The following is a 19,927-nucleotide window of genomic DNA, read 5'->3' as shown; positions in this document are numbered from 1 at the left end:
CCGAGCGGGGCCGCGGCCACCACGGCCGGCGGCCCCGCTCAGCGTTCGTGGACCACGCGCCCGTCGAACACCGTGAGGTCCACTTCCACCTGGCTGATGTCGTGCGGGTCGAGCGAGAGCAGCGGGCGGTCCAGAACGCACAGGTCCGCCACCTTGCCGGGTTCGATGGTAGTTCGGTCAGGCTGTCCGCCCCGATGAAGTCGCCGTGGATGACGTAGTGGCGGGCGTCGGGGCGGGGTGCGGCCTCGTCGGCTGCGACGAAGGCGTCCACGACGGTGTCGATGGCCCGGTCGCCGGTGACGTGCACGCCGAGCTGGAATCCGGCCTCGTGCGCGATGCGGATCATCTCGCGCAGCTCCTCGACCTGGAGTTCGGGCGACTCTCCGTGCACGCAGAGGGCGCCGTGGCCGCCGTCCGGGTACGGGTCGTTCATCCAGGCCGTACGGTTGGGCGGCACCCCGTCGGCGAAGATCTTGACGCCGATGGCGTTCAGCAGCCGCGGGTCGGCCGACTCCGGGCGGCGCAGCTCGGCCAGCCCCTTGCGTACGTCGTCGGCGGATCCGCCCATCGGCGCCCGGGAGCAGCAGCACGCTGACGCGCGCCTGAAGGTCACCTGCCGCGGCGAGGTCGGCGTACGCGGTCCAGTTGTCGGTGCTCCGCCGCCCGACGCCGCCGCCCTGCGCGCCTGCAGCATCGACGCGGACACCGCCGCGCCGACCGGTCACCGGCGGCCGGCCGGCGGAGCACGCGCCGCCCGTCAGAGGGCGGTCCTCGACGCCTCGCTACGGAGCAGGGTGTTGAGGTTGGCCATGGAGGTGCGCATACCGGCACGCATCGCGGGCTGCTGTATGCAGTCGAGGAGCAGCCCCAGCGGACCCAGGCCGATGGTGTACTCGACCTGGTAGAGCATCTCCGTCACCTCCCGGCCGTCGGCGCTGTGGACCGGGCGGAACTCGAAGGTGTTGGTGACGTCCTGGAGCGGGGCGAACCCGGTGCCGGTGTCGACGCGGCGCCTGAAGGGCTCGATCTCCCTGACGGTCCAGACCGAGTCGGTCTTGAGGGGGCCGAGGGTGCGGTTGCGCTCGGAGTAGGTCCTGCCGACGACGGCGACGCCGTGGTGGTCGGTGACCTCGATGGCTCCGGCGACCCACTCGGCGTACCGGTCGGTGCGGGAGATGACGTCCCAGACCCGCCCGAGGGGGGCGTCGATGACAGCGGTCTCGGCGACGACGAAACGGTTCATGGCAGGGTCCTTTGTTGGTCGGTGCCGGTGGGCTCAGATCTGGTGGAGGAGTTCGGTTGCGGTGTGGCGGCCGGAGCGGACGGCGCCGTCCATGTAGCCGTTCCAGTAGGGGGAGAACTCGGCGCCCGCCCAGTGCACGCGCCCATGGGGGCGGCCCATCCACTGGCCGAAGTCGGTGAGCACGCCGGGGGCGGCGACGGAGGTGGGGCCGCCCCGGGTCCACTGCTCCGCGGTCCAGTCCTGCTCGACGTAGTCGACGGTGTCGAAGGCGCGGTCCCCGACGACCTGGGCGAAGCAGCGCAGGACGGCGCCGCGGCGCTCGGCGGCCGAACGGTGGGCCCACCTGCGCCATTCCCGGCCGCCCAGGAAGCCCATGAGCACGCCCGGACCGCCGTCGGGCGGGGTGTTGTCGAACATTTCGCGGATGGGGGATCCGCCGCGCAGCAGACCCATGCCGGACAGCCCGTCCTCCCGCCAGAACGGCTTGTCGTAGACAGCCACGCACTTCATGAGCGTGCCGAACGGCAGCCGCTGGAAGAGCTGGTCCTGCTGCGCGGGCAGCAGCGGGTCCCACACGATCCGCGAGGCCACCAGCGGCGGGACGGCGACGATCACCCGGTCGGCCCGCCAGTCTCCGGCGTCGGAGACGACGGTGACACCGGTGGGGTCCTGGCTGACGCGCCGCACCGGCGCCGACAGGTGGACGCGGCCGTCGAGTTCCTCGGCGAGGCGCTGGGCGACCAGCTGTGAGCCGCCGACGAACCGGCTGTCCTGGGCGCCGCCGGTGGTGCCGGTGCCGCGTTCCATGGTGCCGGGGTGCGTCTCGTTGCCGAACGTCGATACGTACCAGAGGCTGAACAGCGCGGACGCGTCGCGTGCCTCGCCGCCGTAGGCGGAGTTCAGGAACATGTTGATCATGTCGACGGCGTCGCCGGTGATCTCGGCCCTGCGCAGCCAGGTCTCGTAGGTCATCCCGTCCAGTTCGCGGGCGTTCGGGGCCCGCCAGGGGGCGGCCGGGTCCACCTTGGCCGCGGCCTGGCCGATGCGGACCAGGGCGATACCCATGTCAGGCAGCGCGAACAGGTCCGGCGGGGTGTGCCCGGTGAACCGCTTGGCCTTGCCGTCGTGGACGTAGACGGTCTCGCCGGGGACGGCGGCCTGATAGGTGTCCACGCCGACCTCCTCGGCCAGCGCCAGGATGTGGTCCTGGGTGGGTCCGACGAACTGCCCGCCGATCTCGGTGACCCGGCCTTCGCCGAGGTGGTGGTTGAGCAGCCGGCCGCCGACCCGGTCGCGGGCCTCCAGCACGGCCACCGACCTGCCCGCCGCCACCAGCTCTCGTGCCGCGGTCAGACCGGCCAGCCCCGCGCCGATCACCACGACGTCGGCCCTGCGGGTCCGGTGTGACGTGGCGATGCCCTGGTCGAGCGTGCTGCTCATGATCACTCCTTCTCATGGGTGTCCCGGCGCCACGGAAAGGCCCGGGGGAAAGCGGCACAGGCCCATGACCTGGCCTTTCCCGGGGGCGGTGCGCTCCGGCACTCACACCATACAGACGACATGATCGACTGACAATGTCAGAAGTTCAAGTTAGTTGATTTGGTCGCTCGACTTGAGCAGGTGATAAAGTCGGTTCCCGAAGCAGCCCGGATGCCGCTCACGGCACCGGAGTGCCTCATGTCCGTGCCCGCTCGCCTGCGCGGGCCGACCGGTTCCGCCGTTCGTCCCGCGTCCGCGACGAGACGTCCGGAAATCCCTTACCGACCTCGGGAGTTCGTCAATGGCTGTCCTGCTCCATCGACTGGGCCGCGCCGCCTACCGTCTTCGCAAACCGGTGCTCGGTGTCTGGCTCGTGATCCTCGCCGCTCTCATCACGTGTGTCGGCGTTTTCGGCGGCAAACTCGACGACCGCTTCACCGTGCCGGGAACCGAGTCGCAGCGCGCGCTGGACACCCTCGGCAAAACGCTGCCCGAGGCCTCCGGGGTGAACGCCCAGATCGTCTTCACCGCACCCGAGGGGGGCCGGGTCACCGACGCCCGCTTCACCGCGGCCATCGCCGGAGCAGAGGCGGCGGCCTCCAAGGCGCCCCAGGTCAGCGCGGTCATGGGGCCGGACGTCACCGGCGCCGTCTCGGCCGACCGGAGCACGGCGATCGTGCAGGTGCAGTACTCCGTGCAACGGTCCGAGGTACGCGCCGCGTCCCTGGACGCCGTAGAGCGGGCGGCCGAGGCCGCCGAGCGCGACGGGCTGAGGACCTTTGTCGGCGGCAGTGTCTACGGCAGCAACGGCGTGCACATAGGCCCGTCCGAGATCATCGGTGTCGCCGTCGCCGTGCTGGTCCTCGTCGTCACCTTCGGCTCCCTGCTCGCCGCGGGCATGTCGCTGCTGCCCGCACTGCTCGGCGTGGCCGTGGGACTCGCCGGGCTGCTCGCCCTCGCTCCGGCGGTCAGCATCTCCTCCACCGCCGTCACGCTCGCGCTGATGCTGGGGCTGGCCGTGGGCATCGACTACGTCCTGTTCATCCTCTCCCGCCACCGCCAGCAACTCGCCCGCGGCACCGATCCGCAGGAGTCCGCGGCGCTGGCCACCGGCACGGCCGGCAGCGCGGTCGTCTTCGCCGGCAGCACCGTGATCATCGCCCTGGCCGCCCTCAGCGTCATCGGCATCCCGTTCCTGACCGTGATGGGCCTCGGTGCCGCCGGAGCCGTCCTCGTCGCCGTCCTGGCCGCGATCACCCTGGTCCCGGCCCTCGCCGGATTCGCCGGCACCCGGCTGACCCCGAAGCCCGGTAGCAAGGCGGCCCAGCGGGCCACCGACCCGGACGGACCCTCCGGACGGGCCGCTCTGGGCGCCCGCTGGGTGAGGTTCGCCGTCGCCAAGCCCTGGCTCACCGTCCTGGCCGTCGCGGGCCTTCTCCTCACGCTCGCCCTCCCGGCCGCCGACCTGCGCCTGGCCCTGCCGGACAACGCGTCGGCGCCGGTGGGCTCCACCGAGCGCAAGGCGTACGACACGATCAACGACAAGTTCGGCCCCGGCTTCAACGGCCCGCTCCTGGTGCTGACCGAGACCGACCACGGGCCCGGCGCGCAGGCGGGCTCCGAGGTCGCCCGCGAACTGCGGGACCTCAAGGGAGTCAAGGCGGTGCTGCCTGCGGTTCCCACGCACGACTCGGCGCAGACCGTCGTCCAGGTCGTCCCCGAGACCGGCCCCGACAGCGTCCGCACCGACCGGCTCGTCCGGGACATCCGTGCCGCGGCCCCGGAACTGCGTGAAACCACCGGAGCGAGGGTCGCCGTCACCGGCACCACCGCCGTCAACATCGATGTCTCCAACCGCCTCAGCGACTCGCTGCTGCCGTTCATGGCGATCGTCATCGGCCTCAGTCTGATCCTGCTGACCATGGTGTTCCGCTCGCTGGTCGTCCCCCTGAAGGCCGCCGCCGGGTTCCTGCTCTCGGTCGCCGCATCGCTCGGCACGGTCGTCGCCGTGTTCCAGTGGGGCTGGCTGGCCGACGCCCTCGGCCTGGCCCACACCGGTCCCGTCGTCAGCTTCCTGCCGATCATCCTGGTAGGCGTGCTCTTCGGACTCGCCATGGACTACGAGGTGTTCCTCGTCTCCGGGATGCGCGAGGAGTGGGTGCACACCGGTGAGGCCCGCCGCTCGGTGACCGACGGCGCGCGGCACAGCGTACGAGTCGTCACGGCGGCCGCCCTGATCATGTTCACCGTCTTCGCCGGGTTCTTCCCGCTCGACGACGCCCTGATCAAGCCCATCGCCTTCGCACTCGCCGTCGGCGTCGCCATCGACGCCTTCGCCGTACGCCTCACGCTCGTCCCAGCGGTCCTCGCCCTCGCCGGGCGGCACGCCTGGTGGCTTCCCGCCTGGCTCGACCGGCTCCTGCCCGACCTCGACGTCGAGGGCACCCGCCTCCAGAACGCCCCGGAGGTGGAGCACAAGGAGCCCGAGCGAGTCTCCTGAACCGGCTGCGCACCCGGCGGATCCACCGCCTCGCGCGAGGCCCTGGCACGGAGGGCATGCCACCTCCGGGCCAGGGCCTCGGTCTGCCATCGGCCGGCGGCAGGGCGAGGTCGCTCGACCCGCGCACGACGAGGGGTCAAGCGCTTCGATGCGCGTACGCCCTCTTCATCTCATCGGCGAACAGTGCGCGTTCAATTCAACGGTTGTTGCAGCAGGGTTACTTTCGAAGCGCTTCGATAATACGGTGTACGCCCAAGCCGACCACATGTGACGGAGGGGGCACAGGTGCAGGCACCGCTGATACGCATCCTGGGGCCGATCGAGATCAGCGACGGCGCACACCCGGAACCGCTTCGCGGCGTCAAGCCGTGCGCACTGCTCACCGCGCTGCTGCTCAGGCCGGGGAGCGTGGTGTCCCTGGAGAACCTGATGGACGCCCTGTGGGCGGGCGAGCCGCCGCGCTCCGCCGTCGCGAACCTGCGCTCGTACGCCCATCTCCTGCGCCGGCGGCTCCCGTTGGCGACCCCACTCGTCAGCCACCAGGGCGGTTACGAACTCCAGGTCGCGCCGGACGCCGTCGACCACCTGGTGTTCGAACGGCTCGCCGACCGGGGCCGCAGCGCGGTCACCGACGACCCGCCCCGGGCCATCGAGTTGCTCAACGCAGCGCTGGCCCTGTGGAGGGCGGACCAAGCGGCCCCCGGAGTCGAGCGGTACGGCATGCTCGACGGCCCGCTGCGCACCCTGGACGCCGAGCGGATCCGCGCCACCGAGGATCTGGCCGATGCCTGGCTCGGCGTCGGCCAACCACACTCCGCGCTGCGTACGGCGGGGCAGGTGCTCGCTGCGGAGCCGCTGCGCATCCGCAGCTGGCTGCTGGTCCTGAACGCCCATCACCACCTCGGCGAACCAGGGCGTGTGACCGACGCGTTCGAGTCGGCTCGCACCGTCTTCCGCCGCGAGCTGGGCACCGAACCCGACGCCTGTCTGGGCCGGCTGCATCGGCAGCTGCTCGCGGGGTGAGCGCCATGGCCGCCACCTTCTTGACGGTCTGCCACATTCTCGTCGCCGTCGTCCTCGCCGCGTCCGCCACGGGCAAGGCACGGCCCGCCGGATTCCGTGCGTTCCTGACCACACTCGCCGACATGGGCCTGGGCTCCCCGGGCATGCGCCGCCCGCTCGCGTACGCGACCGTCGCCGCCGAAGGCGTGGCCGCGGGCCTGCTGTTGCTGCCCGGCACGCGCGCCGGTGTGATCGGGCTGCTCCTCGCCTCCCTGGTCCTCGCCGCGCTCACCATCGGCGTGGTGCGCGCGGTACGGGGCGGCGGTCCGCCCGTGACCTGCGCCTGTTTCGGCCGCACCGGGCGCCCCCTCGGCGTATTGCACCTGATCAGGAACGGCGGGCTGCTGCTGGCCACCGTCGGCGCCCTGGTCGTCACCGTCTCCGGTTCGGGGCGGGCCGCGGGCGGGGAGCTGGTCGTGGCCGTGGCCACGGGTGCGGTGCTGGCCGCCGTCGTGATCGGCCTGGACGACATCGCCGATCTGTTCACCGCGCCCACCGCCTCCCCCACCCGCGCCAACGACCTCCGGTAGGAGTCCCCGTGTCCCTCGGCCTGTCCGTACTCGGCCTGCTCCTCGGCCTGTTCAATCTCCTCCTCCTGTACGGCGTCGTCCGCCGGCTCAAGGAGATCGAGTCCCGCCCGGCCCACGTGACGTCCACCCCGGTCACCGGCATCACCGACGCCCACCGGTTGACCGCCGGCGCCACGGTGGACATCCCCGACGGCACCCGGCCCACGCTCGTCGCCTTCTTCGCACCGGGCTGCGAGCCCTGCGAGCAGTTGCTGCCGCTGGTCGTCACGAGCGCCATGGACGAGCCCGGCGGCAGGGAACGTGTCCTCGCCGTCCTCTCCGAGGGCACCGACGACGACAACGCGCGTTTCACGAAGGCTCTGGAACCGGTGGCCCGGGTCATCGCCGGCGATGCGAAGGACCCCTGGGTCGAGTCGTGGATCACCGCGTTCCGGGTGGACGGGCTGCCCCTGGTCTGCGGTCTCGACGACACCGGCGACGGCGTGGCGATCCGCTGGTCGGCGGTGAGCCCGCCGGAACTCATCGCCAAAGCGGGGATCGCGGGCCGGCCGGTCGTATGACGCACCCGGCACAGCACCCCGTGTCCCGGCCCCGGGTCGCGGCCACGGCGCTGCGGCTCGCGCTCGGCGCGCACCGCCGCGCCCTCGCGGCGACCCTGCTGCTCGCCGTCGTCGAGGCCACCGGGCCGATCGCGGCGGCCTGGCTGACCAAGGAGCTGATCGACTCGCTCACCGGGCACGGGACACGCGAGGTCACCGCGACCGCCGGGGCCCTGGCCGCGATCGGCGTGCTGCTCGCGCTCCTGCCGTACGTCGACGATCTCTGCCAGGGGGTGCTCACCCGGGCCGTGGCGCTGACCGCGCAGGACCGGCTGTTCCGTGCGGTCAACGCCCACCCCGGCCTCGACCTCTACGAGGACCCGGTACGCCTCGACCGGCTCCGGCTCGCCCAGCAGACCGGCCAGGACACCCCCGTACAACTGGTGCAGTGCGCGCTGATCGTGCTGCGGTCGGGGTGGACGCTGGTGGGGTTCGCGGGGATGCTAACGGCCGTCAGCCCGGTCCTCGCGGGACTGGTGCTGCTCGGTGCCGTACCGAAGCTGGTCGCGGAGCTGCGGCTGGCCCGGGCGACGGCCGCGGCGTTCGCGGGCGTCACGGCCGGCGAGCGCCGCGAGGCGTTCTTCTCGACGCTGCTCGGCGGTACGACGGCGGCCAAGGAGATACGGCTGTTCGCCGTCGGGGACGTACTGCGGGAGCGCATGCTCGTCGAGCGGCGGGCCGTCGACCGGATCCGGCACCGGCTCGACGTACGCCGTCTGAGTGTCAACTCCCTGCCCACCGTGCTGGCTTCGGGTATCGCGGGCGGCGGGCTGCTGTGGGCGGCGGGACGGGTGTCGGCCGGGACGCTGACCGTCGGGGACCTCTCCGTGTTCCTCGCGGCGGTGGCCTCGGTGCAGGGCGGACTCGGCTCTGCGGTCACGGCGGTGGCCAACGGCCATCAGCATCTGCTGGTGTTCGCCGAGTACGTGGCCGTGGCGGAGGGCGGCGCACGGCCCGGCACCGGGCGGCGGGTCGCGGGGCCGCTGCGCGACCGGATCGTCCTCGATGACGTGTGGTTCCGTTACGGCCCGGATCTGCCGTGGGTGCTGCGCGGAGTGACGATGACGGTGCGTGCCGGGGAGAGCGTGGGTCTCGTCGGCGTGAACGGAGCCGGCAAGAGCACCCTGGTCAAACTGGTCTGCCGGTTCTACGACCCCGAACGCGGGCGGATCCTGTGGGACGGGACGGATCTGCGGGAGTTCACGCCAGAGTCCTTGCGGGACAGGCTCAGTGTCGTCTTCCAGGACTTCGTCTCGTACGAGATGACGGCGGCGGAGAACATCGCGCTCGGCGATCCGGCGGTGGCCGTGCGCACGCCCGACGGCGCGCCCGGCCCGGAGATCGTCGAGGCCGCGTGCGAGGCGGGGGTGCACCAGGTCCTCGCGGGTCTCCCGGCCGGGTACGACACGATGCTGACCCGGGGGTTCTTCGGGGCGAACGACCGGGACAGCGGTGTCGTGCTGTCCGGCGGACAGTGGCAGCGGGTCGCACTGGCCCGGGCGTTGCTGCGCGCCGACCGGGACCTGTTCGTGCTCGACGAACCGACGTCGGGGCTCGATCCGGACGCTCAGGCCGAAGTGGCCGGTGTGATCAGGGGGTTGGGGCGGGGCCGGGCGCGGCTGTTGATCTCGCACCGGCTGAGCGAGGTTCGTTCCGCGGACCGGATCGTGCTCCTCGACGGGGGTGAGGTGCGGGAGGAAGGGCCGCATGAGGAGCTGATGGGGTTGCCGTCGGGACGGTACGCCGAGTTGTTCCGGGGGCAGGCGGCGGGGTTCTGGGAGGGCTCGCCGGACCCGGACCCGGAGCCGGAGGTGGCGGGGGCTGCGGGTGACGAGCCCGGTCGGCAGCAGGAGGTCGCGGGGTGAAGCGGGTGCTCGGCAGGTGGCTGATGCTCGTGACCGTACGGGGGCACAGCATGGAACCCGCACTGCGGGACGGGGCGGTCGTCCTGGCCCGCCGGATCGGAGGCCGTGCGGGAGGAGGCGAGCGGCTTCCAGGACGGCTCCGGGGGCGGCGCGGGCGGCTCCCGGGGCGGCGCGGGGGCCGGGCGGGCCGACGGCTGCGCGTGGGCCAGGTGGTCGTCCTGCCGGTACAACTGCCGGGCGGCGCCCGCGTGGTGGGGCCGGTCGCGGACGGGGACGGGCTGTGGGTGAAACGGATCGCGGCGCTGCCGGGTGACCCGGTTCCGGCCGGGGTTCCGGGGTGTCCTGGCCGGGTGCCGCCGGGGCGGATGGCGGTGCTCGGCGACAACGCGGCGTCGAGCACGGATTCGCGGAGCGTCGGACTCGTACCCGTGGACGTGGTGGTCGCGGTGGTGCTCGGCACGAACGCCCGGCCCCCCGCCGCAGGGCGTGACGGGGGGCCGGGCGCGAACGATGCCGCAGGGAGGCAGCGGGGACGGCAGGACTCGTGTCAGTAACAGCAGGAGTACAGCGTCCACGCGGTGCAGTTCGAGCCCGGCGACTGGCACGTACGGCGCCAGTTCCCCTTGGCGGAGGGGTACTGCGGACCGCAGCTCGTGTCTCGGCGGCACCAGTACTCCGTGGTGCTCGCCTCGGCCTCGGCGCGCGGGACCACCCGGCCGAGGACCGCGTCCGCGAGTCGGTTCAAAGTGCGCATGAAAAACCCCCAACTGAGGCCGTCGCTCGTCACGACGGCGTTCGTCCACGACGCTACGAGAACGGCATACGCCCGCCATACATCGCCGATACGCGGACCACGTGCGTCCCTTCACCGGCACGGCCCGGCCTCAGGCCCCGGTGCCGGCCACCTCACCGAGGCGGCCGTCCCTCACCCGCAGCACATCCGTGCAGCGTTCCGCCACCGCCATGTCATGCGTGGCCACCACAAGCGTGCAGCCGTACTCGGCGGCCAGTTCCCCCACCAGGTCCATGAGCTGCTCACCGGTCGACGAGTCCAGGCTCCCGGTGGGTTCGTCGGCGAGCAGCAGCCGGGGCCGGGCGATCAGCGCCCGTGCCACCGCGACCCGCTGCTGCTGTCCCCCGGACAGCTGCGAGGGCAGCGCCGACTCCCGTCCCTGAAGCCCCACCGCCGCGAGGAGTTCACGGGCGCGTGCGTCCCGGTCGAAGCCGGTCCTGCGGGGCAGGACGGGAGCCAGCACGTTGTCCAGCGCGCTCAGGCCCGGCAGCAGATGGAACCGCTGGAACACGAACCCCACCGTGCGCCGGTACGCGGCGGCGGCCCGCCGCCTCAGCGCGGTGACGTCCTGGCCGTCCACCCACACCCGTCCCGCATCGGCGCGCTCGATGGCCCCGATGAGGTGAAGCAGTGTGGATTTGCCGGAGCCGGAGGCGCCGACGAGGGCGACGCTGTGTCCGGCCGGGATCTCCAGACTGATGCCGTCGACGGCCTTGATCAGCCCGTCACCGGTGCCGAAGCTCTTGTGCAGGTCCTCCACCAGGACCGACGCACCGTCCCCCATGGGGCTTTCTCCCTCTTCGTGTGTCCGTGCGTCCTTCTTGTTCATCCCTCTTCCGCCAACGGCCCCGCCGGCGATCGCCGTACCGCGAGTCCGGCCGCGACCACGCTGCCCGCCACGGCCGCCAGCACCCCCGCCACCGCGACCACGCCCACCGCCACCGGCAGCCCCGCCGGGATCGAGCCGGTGAAGGCCGCGGTCAGTGCGAGCCCCGTCACGGCGCCGGGCAACGCGCCCGCCACGGCGATCACCGCACCCTGCGCGACGACCAGTCGCATGACCTCGCTGTCGGCCCAGCCGCAGGCCCGCAGCATGGCGAACTCCCCGTCCCGTTCACAGCTGTCGAGGTAGAGGACGTCGGCGAGGGCGAACACCCCCAGGGCCGCGGTGAGGACGGCCGCGGCGACATCGACCCCACGCACCTCCAGGGAGACCGCCTCGCCGAGGAGCGTGCCCTGGACCGCGCCCTGGAACGTCCACATGACCGCCGTGAGCAGGGAGACCGCGGCGACCCCGACCGCGAGTGCCAGCGCGCCGAGCGCCGAGCGGGACGGCGTACGCAGCGCCCCGTTCGCCGCGAGCCCGAGCAGGGTGCGCCCGCGCCCGGCCCGCCGGGCCCGCCGCGGCCCGGCAACCCCGCCCCGCAGCGCCTGGGCGGGATACGGCCGGCCTGCCCGTATCGCCGGAAGCGCCCCGGCCAGCAGGGCCGTGGCCACCACCAGCGGTACCGCGAACAGCGCGCGCCCCACGGTGACGTCGAGGCCGAAGGCCCGCCCCAGCGGGAACGAGGCCCCGGCGCCGGCGGCACCGGCCACGGCTGCGACCACGGCGACCTCGCCGAGGACGAGTCCCGCGAGGCGGGCGCCCGTCCAGCCGGTGCAGGCGAGGACGGCCAGCTCGCGCTGCCGGGTGCGTACGGAGGCGGCCACGGCGTTGCCGAGGAACAGCGCGCACACGCCGAGCACCAGGCCGAAGAGCAGCACGCTCTTGCGGTCGGCGGCCTCGACGAGTGCGACGGCGGTGCCCTTGGCGGTCCAGTTCTCCGTCAGCGCGAGCGCGGGCCGCCCGAACTTGCCCTCCCCCAGTGCCACGTGCCGCGGGGCCGGGGAGGAACCCGCCGTGATGTCCACGTCGAGCCCGGTGCGGGTGGTGATCGCCTCGGCGACCGCGCGGATACGTTCCCTGGACGCCTGGTCCGTTCCATGGACACCGGCGACCCTGACCCGCACCGCGGAGATCGGGTCCTTCGCGTGCGGGGAGTCGGGTCCGGTGACGGCCCGCACCGACTGCAGGGTGGTGAGCAGTTGCGGCGGGGTGGCGAGATAGCCGCCCGGGTTGCTGTTGGGGGCGAGCGGTCGGTTGCCGAGTGCGGAGCGGGCGGCGGCGTCGGCGGCGCGGGCGGCGGGCGGCCGGTAGGTCTCCAGGGGCACCTCGGACAGTTTCGAGAAGCCCTTCAGACGCTCGACCGCGTAGGTGCCGACCACCTTGAACTGCGGGAAGTGGTCCTGGCTCGCGTCGGTTCCGGGCAGTCTGGTCACCGGCCGGAACGCCGTGTCCTGGACGAACCACGCCGGCAGATCGCCGCCGTACGTCGACTGTCGCCACAGCTCACCGCTGTCCGAGGCGACGGGCGCGGGCCGCAGCACTCCCCCGCCCGCCGTGTAGCGGGGGCTTCCGGCCTGGAGGACGACGAAGGGGTTGACGCCGATCGTGCCGTCCGCGACCGACCGCCGGAACACGGTGTCGGCGTCGGCGCGCGTGGTCGCCCCGGGGCCGACGGGCAGCCCGGCCAGCAGACCGCGCAGTTCCTTCCCGCCCCGTCCGGCGAGCTCCGGCAGCGTTCCCTCGACGTTGAAAACCGTCGTGCTCAACTGCTCGTCCAGGTAGGGCCGGTCCGTACTGATCAGCGGGATGTCCTCGAACCGCGCCCCAGCGCGCTCGTCCCTGGCGGGCTTCTCACCGTCCCTCAGATACCGGCCGGAAGCCATCGCGCGGTCCACCCCGACCAGCCGGGCCTCCTGTGCGGGATCGACGGCGGCGAGCAGCAGTGTCATCGACCAGTCGACGTCGACCACCGCGCGGCGGGAGGTCGTGCGGTTGTGCACGTCCGTCCCGCTGGTGAAGGTGCCGTCCGCATGCCGCCGCACGACGACGAGTTCGCTGCGCTGGGCGGGGTCGAGCTGGTCATTGGCCGCGCCACCGTCGTACGAGGAGACCGTACGGATGGCACACAGCGGCTCGAACCTCCCCCCGGGGAGCACCTCCAGCGGAGGCATCTCACCCTCGTCGCAGGGGCCGTTCCCCTGGTTCAGCGCGTCACCGACCTCGGTCAGGTGCCGTCCGCGGTACGTGTACAGGCTCCTCCAACTCGGATCCCTGGCCGTCGATCGGGCATCGGGCAACACGACCGGATTGCTCGTGACGTAGACGTACACCGAACCCGGGTCCTGGGCCCTGCTCAGCGACCGGTCCGTGGTCCACGTGTTGCGCAGCCGCAGCAGCTGCCGGTCGGCCGCGGGGTCGAGCCGCCCGGTCACATCGACCTGTGCGCGCGTCCCGGCCTGCACATAGCCGAGCATGGCCACGGGAGCGGCGACCTCCACTCCGCGCAACCCGGCGATCTCGCGCCACTGACGGGGAGTCACCCCACCGAACTGCCCGGACAGAAAGTTGGGCCGCACCTGCCCGTCGGACTCCTCGCGCCCGCTCCGCGCACCGGCGGGGCGCACGAGAATGTCGTAGGCGGCACGGAAGTTGGCGTCGGCGGACGCCTTCACCGTCAGCCGTGAGGTCTCCACGGACCCGGTCAGCAAGGTGAAGCCGGCCGTGGCCACCAGCACGCCGACCAGCAGCGTCAGTGTCCGCACGGACTGCCTGCGCAGCTGACCGGTGATCATTCCCCACATGGCGCCTCCATCGGCGCCACGCTAGGGAGCGGCCATACATGGGCGATACACGACGGCGGCAGGAAAGGGGTGCCGTCGGTGAACTCCGGGGCAGCCCCGCCTGGTCGTGGGCCGCCCGCCGATGGCACCATCTGTGGGATGCCTCCTTCGCTCCAGGTCGGCCCGTACACCGTCATCGCGCTCGCCGACGGCGCGGGGCCCTTCTTCTCCCCCAGGTCGGAGGCGTTTCCCGACGCCACCGCCGAGCAGTGGGCGGCGGCCGACCAGCTCGATCCCGGCGCGCTCGACACCGACGGGCGCTGGCGGCTCCAGTTCCGCGCGTTCGCGATCCGCAGCGACCGGGGCGTGACGCTGGTCGACGCGGGGATCGGCCCGGCCGACGGCCCGGCGGCCTCGTGGGCACCGGTGCCCGGGGAGCTACCGGCCTCGCTGGCAGCCGCGGGTGTCGAGCCATCCGAAGTGGACACCGTGGTGCTCACGCACCTCCACACCGATCACGTGGGGTGGGCCGTCGTCGGCGGCGAGCAGGCGCGGCCGTTCTTCCCCAACGCCGAGTACCTGTTGCAGCAGGCCGAACTCGATGCCATCGAGGAGATCAATCCGCAGCTGCGGTCCGCTGTGATCGACCCGCTCCACAAGACCGATCAGCTACGGCTGCTCGACGGCGACACCTCGCTGCGCAGCGGCGAGCGCGCGTTCGCCACGCCCGGGCACACGCCCGGTCACCAGAGTGTGCTCGTCGCGTCCGGGCGCGAGCTGGTCGCCGTCACCGGTGACCTGCTGGTGCACGCCGTCCAGCTGCTCCACCCCGAACTCTCCTACGCCCACGAGATGGACCCGGAGCGGGCAAGGGCCTCAAGGGAACAGCTGCTGCACGGCCGGGCCGCCGGCACCCTTCACCTCGCGACCCCACACCTGACCGAGCCGTTCATCACCCGCTGACCCACCCGGCGGGCCGGTCGCTGCCGGGGCGATCACGATGCGTCCCGGGCCCCGTCGGGCGCCCTGTCCGGTCGGAGGCCCTGTGCTCACCCCGGTGACGGCGGGGCCGCGGACGGGCACCGCCCCCGATCGGCGCCGCAGCGCGTCACGGGCCGCTGTTCCGTACCCTGACGGCATGCGCATGCGCCCCACGCTGAGCTGGACTCCTACCGAGGACGTGCCGCCGGGTACGACGGACCTGGAGCCGGTCATCGACCTGCTGCGCACCGGCGGAGTGCTGGCGCTCAGCGGAGCGGGGATCTCGACGGAGTCGGGCATCCCCGACTACCGGGGCGAGGGCGGGAGCCTGAGCCGCCACACTCCGATGACCTACCAGGAGTTCACCGGCGACGCCCAGGCCCGGCGCCGGTACTGGGCGCGCAGTCACCTCGGCTGGCGCACCTTCGGCCGGGCCCGCCCCAACGCCGGGCACCGGGCCGTGGCCGCCTTCGGACGGCATGGCCTGCTCTCGGGTGCCATCACCCAGAACGTGGACGGTCTGCACCAGGCCGCCGGCAGCCAGGACGTCCTGGAACTGCACGGCACCCTGGCCCGGGTCGTCTGCCTGTCCTGCGGTGCCTTCAGCCCCCGCCGCGAACTCGCCCGGCGGCTGGAGGAGGCCAATCCGGGGTTCGAGCCGGTGGCCGCCGGGATCAATCCGGACGGCGACGCCGACCTCACGGACGCACAGGTCGGCGGTTTCCGCGTGGTGCCCTGCGCCCTCTGCGGCGGCATCCTCAAGCCGGACGTGGTGTTCTTCGGTGAAGCCGTTCCGCCGCAGCGGGTCGAGCACTGCCGCGAGCTGGTCGATTCAGCGGCCTCGCTCCTGGTCCTCGGCTCCTCGCTGACGGTGATGTCGGGGCTGCGCTTCGTCCGTCAGGCGGCCCGGGCCAAAAAGCCGGTACTGATCGTCAACCGGGACCGGACCCGGGGCGACCACCATGCTCTGACCAGGGTCTCGCTTCCCCTGGGAGCCGCCCTCACCACCGTGGCGGAACGGTTGGGCCTCCGCGTCGACGGCGAGGCGCCGCCGTACGCCGCCCCTCCCCCCGGATGAGCGTCGGAGCAGTCGGAATCCGAGTCTGAAGCCGGACTTGCCGGCGCACAGCCTCCCGTGGTCGTTCGGCGCTGCGGGCCCGCGACGGCGGCCGTCTTCCCGAAACCACTGGACGAGACGAATCGTATCGTCTAGCTTTTCTCCCTGTAGGTCGGCACGCGACGCGCCTCCACGTGCCCCGAGCCCCCGTCCCCCAGCAAAGGACCGCTCTTGCGCCCTGCTCCCGCCGGTACCACCACCACTGCTCCTGTCCCCGCCACGTCCCAGCTCGCTCTCGCCGAGGTGAGCAAGCGCTACGGCGATCGCATCGTGCTGGACCGCGTGTCGTTGACCGTCCGGCCGGGCGAGAAGGTCGGGATCGTCGGGGACAACGGCTCCGGCAAGTCCACGCTTCTGCGGCTGCTCGCCGGACAGGAGCCGGTCGACAACGGCAGCCTGACCGTCACGGCTCACGGCGGCATCGGCCACCTTCCCCAGACCCTCGACCTGCCGGAGTCGGCCCGTGTGGCCGATGCCGTGGACCACGCGCTGGGCGAACTGCGCACCCTGGAACGCCGTATCCGCACAGCGGAGGCGGCGCTGGGCACGGCCGACCCCGCCGGGTTGGAGCACTACGCCGCTCTGGTGGCCGAGTTCGAGGCGCGGGGAGGGCACGGCGTGGACCGTCGTGTCGAGGTGATCCTGCGCCGGCTCGGCGAGCCCGCGCCACTGGAGCGCACGCGCCCCTTGAGCACCCTCTCCGGAGGGCAGCGCTCCCGGCTCGTGCTCGCCGCCACCCTGGCCGGCGCCCCCGAGCTCCTCCTGCTCGACGAGCCGACCAACGACCTGGACGACGAGGCCGTGGACTGGCTCGACGGCCATCTGCGGCACCACCGGGGGACAGTGGTCATGGCGACACACGATCGCGCGTTCCTGGACCGCGTCACCTCCACCGTCCTGGAAGTGGACTCCGATGAGCGCACGGTGCGGCGCTACGGCAATGGATACGCCGGATATCTCGCCGCCAAGGCCGCCGCCCGCGCCCGGTGGGCGTGGGAACACGAGCGCTGGAGCAACGAGGTCGCCCGTCAGGAACACCTCGCCGACTCCGGCATCGGGCAGCTGACCGGCATCCCCCGCAAGGGGCCGTGGGCGTTCAGCGGCGCCGGCGCCTTCCGGGCCCGCTCGCGCTCGCACGGCGCACAGAGCCGCATCCGTAACGCCCGCGAGCGGTTGCAACGGCTCACCGAGCAGCCCGTGCCGCCACCTCCGCGGCCGCTGCGGTTCACGGGCCGCGTCGAGGAAACACCCGGTCCAGGTGAGACGGCCACGGCAACACACCTGGAAAACGTTCTGGTCGAAGGGCGGCTGTACGTTCCCTCCCTGCGGCTGGCCCCCGGCGACCGGCTGCTCGTCACCGGCCCCAACGGTGCCGGCAAGAGTACGCTCCTGCAGGTTCTCGCGGGAGAACTGGCGCCTGACGCCGGTACCGTGTGCCGTCCGCGGCGCGTCGGCCATCTGCGGCAGCAAGGCGTGCCCGACGCCGCCTTCGACGACCGGACGCTGCTCGCGGCCTTCGCGACCGACAGGGCGGGGCAGCCCGAGGACCACGCCGACGAGCTGCTCTCCCTCGGCCTGTTCCACCCCGCCGAACTCGCCGTCCCCGTACGCCGTCTGTCCGTCGGGCAGCGCCGCAAGCTCGAACTCGCCCGGCTGGTGACAGCCGGCCCACTCGACCTGCTCCTGCTCGACGAACCCACCAACCACCTGTCCCCCGCCCTGGTCGAGGACATCGAGACGGCACTGACGCACTACACCGGCACCCTGGTCGTCGTCACACACGACCGGCTCCTGCGCCGGCGCTTCACCGGCCGCCACCTCCGACTACCGCACCCCGCCCAGGAACCGCCGGAGTGACACCCGCGCCGGGCCGGCAGGCACGGGACCCGGCCCATGGCACCCCGGGAAGCTGCGGCACCGGCTGCCGGGTCCCCGCGCGCGCGGCACCGGGCCGGTCCTCGGCTACGATCACGTCGGCCGTCGCAGCGACCGGGGAGGGAGCCACATGTGGCGCAGACTGGTCGGCACGGTGGCTGGTCTGCTGGTGCTGTTCGTAGGCAGTCTCGCCTTCAACGCCGCCTCCGGACAGAGCCGTTGGCCGGGACCGCTCGATCTCGTGCGCGTCCACCCGTGGGTGGTGCTCCTGCTGCTGATCCCGCTCGCCTGGGTCGGGCTGCGGCCCGAGTCGCGCGGTGATCGCGCACCCCGCCCGGCCGCCCCCACGACGTACCACCTGCCACCGCGCAACACCCACTTCACCGGACGCGAGGACGCACTGAGGGAGCTGCGGCGGCACCTGGGTTCGACGGGCGAGGTCACGCTGGCGGCCGTGCACGGGCTCGGAGGCGTGGGCAAGACGCAGCTCGCAGTCGAGTACGCGTACCGCCATCTGGCCAAGTACCGCTTCGTCGCGTTCATCGACGCGGAGGAACCCGACTTGCTGGCGTCCCAGTTCGCCGCACTGGCACGCGAGTTGGGTCTCGTGGACGTGGGCTCGGAGCAGGTCGTCCCGGGTGTGTACGCCACATTGCGGGACCGCAGGCCGTGGTTGATCATCTTCGACAACGCCGAGAAGCCGGGGACGTTGCTGCACGCGCTGCCGTCGGGCGACCTGGCGAAGAACGGCCACATCCTCATCACGACGAGGGTGAGCGGCTGGTCGGGCAGGGCGGGCGTCGTGGATCTGCAGGTGTTCACCAGGCGGGAGTCGGTCGAACTGCTCGTTCGGCGGGTGCCTGGTGCGAGCACTGGGACGGCGGACCGGATCGCGAAGCAACTGGGCGACCTGCCCCTGGCGTTGGAGCAGGCGGCCGGGTACATGGGCTACAACCAGACGGCCCCGGACGCCTATCTGGCTCTGCTGACGTCGCGGCTGGAGGACATGATCGCGCGCGGCGAAGCGGCCGACCGGCCCACGGTGGTCGTCGCCACCCTGTGGCAGCTCAGTGTGCGCAGGCTGCAGCGGGAACACCCGCAGGCCGTGGATCTGTTGCGGCTGTGCGCCCTGCTGGCCCCGGAGCCCATCCCGCTGACCCTGTTCACCGACAGCCCGGAACCGTTGATCGCGACGGCCGCGGACCCCTTGGCGTGGGACACGACGGTCGGCGCCCTGGCCGGCCTCGGCCTGGCGAGGCGGGAGGAATCGGCCCTGGTGCTGCACCGGCTGGTGCAGGCGGCCATCAGAGCCACGATGACCGACGAGTCGCTCACGACGACCCGGGCCCGACTGTGCCGTGCCTTGCTGGAGGCCGTGCCGCGCGACATCCACGGCGGCCCGGACGCCCGGCCGCGCTGGCACAAGCTGCTCCCCCATGTGCTGACCGTCACCAAGGACGACCCACCGGCCCAGTGCGCCCCGGAGACCGCACTCCTGCTCCGGTTGAGCTCCGAGTTCCTCCTCGCGATCGGTGACCGTGCGGTGGCGCTGCCCCTGGGTGAGCGGGCCCTCGCGCTCGACGAGGCTCTTGAGGGCCGGGACGCGGAGATCGGCTTCGACCTGATCACACTGGCGCAGATCCACCGGGACCTCGGTGCGCCGGAGACGGCACGTCCCCTGGCCGAGCGTGCGCTGCGGCTGCACGAGTCCTGCCTGCCTGCCGAAAGCCCCGCCATCGCGACGGACCTGGCGACACTGGCGAGGACGCTGTGCCTTCTCGACGAGCACCGGGCGGCGCTGCCTCTGGCCGAGCGGGCGCTGCGGATCGACGAAGCCGCGCACGGCCCGGACGATCCCTATGTGAGCTTCGACCTGGCCGCTCTGGCGACGGTCCACTTCGACCTCGGCGACCCTGCGACGGCCCTGCGGCACATCGAACGGGCCCTGCGGATCCGCGAGGCGCACTATCCGCCGGACCACCTGTACATCGGCTATGCCCTGCTGTTCAAAGCCCGGATTCTGCATGCCTTGAACGACCCGTCCGCATGGGAGCCCGCACGCCGGGGCGCGGACATCCTGCACAGCCAACTCGGCAGGACCCACCCCAAGACCGAGGACGCCGTCGCGCTGGCGGACAGCCTGCGGCGCTGACTCGGCCCCGAGGCGGGGGCGCCCTGCGGTCAGGGGCCCGCGGGGCGCGGGACGGAGCACGCTCG

At 72.5% G+C, this 19,927-nt stretch carries 15 protein-coding genes and 1 pseudogene; 10 read left to right on the top strand and 6 right to left on the bottom strand.

The features are described from left to right. Positions 1-38 precede the first annotated feature (38 nt). From ACFYNL_RS01015 to ACFYNL_RS01005, 3 genes and pseudogenes are all read right to left on the bottom strand, one after another. Positions 39-668: pseudogene (locus tag ACFYNL_RS01015) on the bottom strand (amidohydrolase family protein); the annotation flags it as partial. A gap of 89 nt (positions 669-757) precedes the next feature. Then, positions 758-1,243 (bottom strand): SRPBCC domain-containing protein, encoded by a 486-nt coding sequence (locus ACFYNL_RS01010; RefSeq protein ID WP_388794422.1) that lies wholly within the window; start codon positions 1,241-1,243, stop codon positions 758-760. A gap of 33 nt (positions 1,244-1,276) precedes the next feature. Continuing rightward, complete coding sequence (locus tag ACFYNL_RS01005; RefSeq protein WP_388794420.1) at positions 1,277-2,683, bottom strand: flavin monoamine oxidase family protein; 1,407 nt, start codon at positions 2,681-2,683, stop codon at positions 1,277-1,279. 340 nt (positions 2,684-3,023) lie between these two features. Between ACFYNL_RS01005 and ACFYNL_RS01000 the strand changes: the two genes are divergently transcribed. From ACFYNL_RS01000 to ACFYNL_RS00975, 6 genes are all read left to right on the top strand, one after another. Next, positions 3,024-5,222 carry an MMPL family transporter gene (locus ACFYNL_RS01000; RefSeq protein ID WP_388794417.1) on the top strand — a complete coding sequence of 733 codons (2,199 nt, stop codon included), beginning with the start codon at positions 3,024-3,026 and terminating at the stop codon, positions 5,220-5,222. A gap of 285 nt (positions 5,223-5,507) precedes the next feature. Further along, positions 5,508-6,245, top strand: coding sequence for a BTAD domain-containing putative transcriptional regulator (locus tag ACFYNL_RS00995; protein WP_388794415.1), 738 nt, complete (start codon positions 5,508-5,510; stop codon positions 6,243-6,245). A gap of 5 nt (positions 6,246-6,250) precedes the next feature. Beyond that, the gene (locus tag ACFYNL_RS00990) at positions 6,251-6,814 is read left to right on the top strand and encodes a MauE/DoxX family redox-associated membrane protein (RefSeq protein WP_388794413.1); all 564 of its coding nucleotides are present in this window, start codon (positions 6,251-6,253) and stop codon (positions 6,812-6,814) included. An 8-nt stretch (positions 6,815-6,822) separates the two neighbouring features. Continuing rightward, positions 6,823-7,374, top strand: a complete 552-nt coding sequence (locus ACFYNL_RS00985) for a hypothetical protein (RefSeq protein ID WP_388794410.1) — start codon at positions 6,823-6,825, stop codon at positions 7,372-7,374. Next, positions 7,371-9,278 (top strand): ABC transporter ATP-binding protein, encoded by a 1,908-nt coding sequence (locus ACFYNL_RS00980; RefSeq protein ID WP_388794407.1) that lies wholly within the window; start codon positions 7,371-7,373, stop codon positions 9,276-9,278. The genes ACFYNL_RS00985 and ACFYNL_RS00980 overlap by 4 nt, the downstream gene beginning before the upstream one ends. After that, positions 9,275-9,832, top strand: coding sequence for a S26 family signal peptidase (locus ACFYNL_RS00975; protein WP_388794404.1), 558 nt, complete (start codon positions 9,275-9,277; stop codon positions 9,830-9,832). The genes ACFYNL_RS00980 and ACFYNL_RS00975 overlap by 4 nt, the downstream gene beginning before the upstream one ends. On the opposite strand, the gene ACFYNL_RS00970 is transcribed toward ACFYNL_RS00975, so the two are convergent. From ACFYNL_RS00970 to ACFYNL_RS00960, 3 genes are all read right to left on the bottom strand, one after another. Then, entirely contained in the window at positions 9,826-10,032 is a 207-nt protein-coding gene (locus ACFYNL_RS00970; RefSeq protein ID WP_388794401.1) for a hypothetical protein, read from the bottom strand. The two genes, ACFYNL_RS00975 and ACFYNL_RS00970, sit on opposite strands and share 7 nt — an antisense overlap. 130 nt (positions 10,033-10,162) lie before the next feature. Further along, positions 10,163-10,855: an ABC transporter ATP-binding protein gene (locus tag ACFYNL_RS00965; protein ID WP_388794398.1), complete on the bottom strand. Its 693-nt coding sequence runs from the start codon at positions 10,853-10,855 to the stop codon at positions 10,163-10,165. A 41-nt stretch (positions 10,856-10,896) separates the two neighbouring features. Then, on the bottom strand, positions 10,897-13,758 hold the full coding sequence (locus tag ACFYNL_RS00960; protein WP_388794395.1) for an FtsX-like permease family protein: 2,862 nt from the start codon (positions 13,756-13,758) through the stop codon (positions 10,897-10,899). A 138-nt stretch (positions 13,759-13,896) separates the two neighbouring features. Between ACFYNL_RS00960 and ACFYNL_RS00955 the strand changes: the two genes are divergently transcribed. The 4 genes from ACFYNL_RS00955 (at position 13,897) to fxsT (ending at position 19,862) form a co-directional block, all read left to right on the top strand. After that, complete coding sequence (locus ACFYNL_RS00955; protein WP_388794392.1) at positions 13,897-14,700, top strand: MBL fold metallo-hydrolase; 804 nt, start codon at positions 13,897-13,899, stop codon at positions 14,698-14,700. Positions 14,701-14,875: 175 nt separating this feature from the next. Beyond that, positions 14,876-15,796 (top strand): NAD-dependent protein deacetylase, encoded by a 921-nt coding sequence (locus ACFYNL_RS00950; protein ID WP_388794389.1) that lies wholly within the window; start codon positions 14,876-14,878, stop codon positions 15,794-15,796. 210 nt (positions 15,797-16,006) lie between these two features. Then, positions 16,007-17,692, top strand: a complete 1,686-nt coding sequence (gene abc-f, locus ACFYNL_RS00945) for a ribosomal protection-like ABC-F family protein (RefSeq protein WP_388794386.1) — start codon at positions 16,007-16,009, stop codon at positions 17,690-17,692. Positions 17,693-17,840: 148 nt separating this feature from the next. After that, a complete protein-coding gene (gene fxsT, locus ACFYNL_RS00940; protein WP_388794383.1) occupies positions 17,841-19,862 on the top strand; it encodes an FxSxx-COOH system tetratricopeptide repeat protein in 2,022 nt (673 codons plus the stop codon). Positions 19,863-19,927: the final 65 nt, after the last annotated feature.

Origin of the sequence: Streptomyces sp. NPDC007808 (assembly GCF_042868655.1) — a bacterium.
GTDB lineage: Bacteria > Actinomycetota > Actinomycetes > Streptomycetales > Streptomycetaceae > Streptomyces.
The sequence above is the reverse complement of the archived record's forward strand: the minus strand, read 5'-3'. Positions and strand labels throughout refer to the sequence as shown.

Excerpts from the sequence above, each read along its gene's own strand:
- ACFYNL_RS00970 (WP_388794401.1), bottom strand. The coding sequence starts at position 10,032 with ATGCGCACTTTGAACCGACTCGCGGACGCGGTCCTCGGCCGGGTGGTC.
- ACFYNL_RS00960 (WP_388794395.1), bottom strand. The coding sequence starts at position 13,758 with ATGTGGGGAATGATCACCGGTCAGCTGCGCAGGCAGTCCGTGCGGACA.
- ACFYNL_RS01000 (WP_388794417.1), top strand. The coding sequence starts at position 3,024 with ATGGCTGTCCTGCTCCATCGACTGGGCCGCGCCGCCTACCGTCTTCGC.
- ACFYNL_RS01010 (WP_388794422.1), bottom strand. The coding sequence starts at position 1,243 with ATGAACCGTTTCGTCGTCGCCGAGACCGCTGTCATCGACGCCCCCCTC.
- ACFYNL_RS00980 (WP_388794407.1), top strand. The coding sequence starts at position 7,371 with ATGACGCACCCGGCACAGCACCCCGTGTCCCGGCCCCGGGTCGCGGCC.
- ACFYNL_RS01005 (WP_388794420.1), bottom strand. The coding sequence starts at position 2,683 with ATGAGCAGCACGCTCGACCAGGGCATCGCCACGTCACACCGGACCCGC.
- fxsT (WP_388794383.1), top strand. The coding sequence starts at position 17,841 with ATGTGGCGCAGACTGGTCGGCACGGTGGCTGGTCTGCTGGTGCTGTTC.
- ACFYNL_RS00955 (WP_388794392.1), top strand. The coding sequence starts at position 13,897 with ATGCCTCCTTCGCTCCAGGTCGGCCCGTACACCGTCATCGCGCTCGCC.
- ACFYNL_RS00990 (WP_388794413.1), top strand. The coding sequence starts at position 6,251 with ATGGCCGCCACCTTCTTGACGGTCTGCCACATTCTCGTCGCCGTCGTC.
- ACFYNL_RS00965 (WP_388794398.1), bottom strand. The coding sequence starts at position 10,855 with ATGGGGGACGGTGCGTCGGTCCTGGTGGAGGACCTGCACAAGAGCTTC.
- ACFYNL_RS00950 (WP_388794389.1), top strand. The coding sequence starts at position 14,876 with ATGCGCATGCGCCCCACGCTGAGCTGGACTCCTACCGAGGACGTGCCG.